This is a genomic window from Citrobacter sp. S55_ASV_140, assembly GCF_018919505.1.
Lineage (GTDB): Bacteria > Pseudomonadota > Gammaproteobacteria > Enterobacterales > Enterobacteriaceae > Citrobacter > Citrobacter werkmanii.
Genome location: NZ_JAHLQZ010000449.1, coordinates 1 through 398, shown reverse-complemented (window position 1 = coordinate 398; position 398 = coordinate 1). Strand labels below are relative to the sequence as shown.

At 42.7% G+C, this 398-nt stretch carries 1 protein-coding gene; it reads left to right on the top strand.

Features of this window, described 5'->3' with window-relative positions; genetic code table 11:
- Positions 1-255: fimbrial protein (locus KQJ18_RS24470; protein WP_216423011.1), on the top strand; the 255-nt coding region annotated here is incomplete at its 5' end.
- Positions 256-398 lie beyond the last annotated feature (143 nt).

Sequence of the window (398 nt, the reverse complement as noted above, 5' to 3'; positions counted from 1 at the left end):
AATATGTACTTTGAACCAGCAGCTCCAGGGATTAATGCTGATGGATCTCTTAACTTAAATAACGGGTTAGGATTATCTATTTCAGATACATCTGGAAAATATATTCCTTTTAATACCGCATGGAAGATTGATGATGTAAAGGTAGACTCAATCCTGAAGAATTATTTCACCGCGAATTTACAAAAGATATCGGGTCAGGACATTAAGACAGGGCCTTTTAGTGCGGACGTAGTGGTAAGGCTCAATTTTTACTGAGATTCCAGACATCTGGCTCAGAATACGCAATGAGTACCATAAATATAACAGGAGGCAGTATGACACTCCCTCCTGTTGCAGAACTACTTCTGCCGCGACTCAAGCCAGACCAGCGCCAGCGTGGAGAACGCGCACATCAGCAG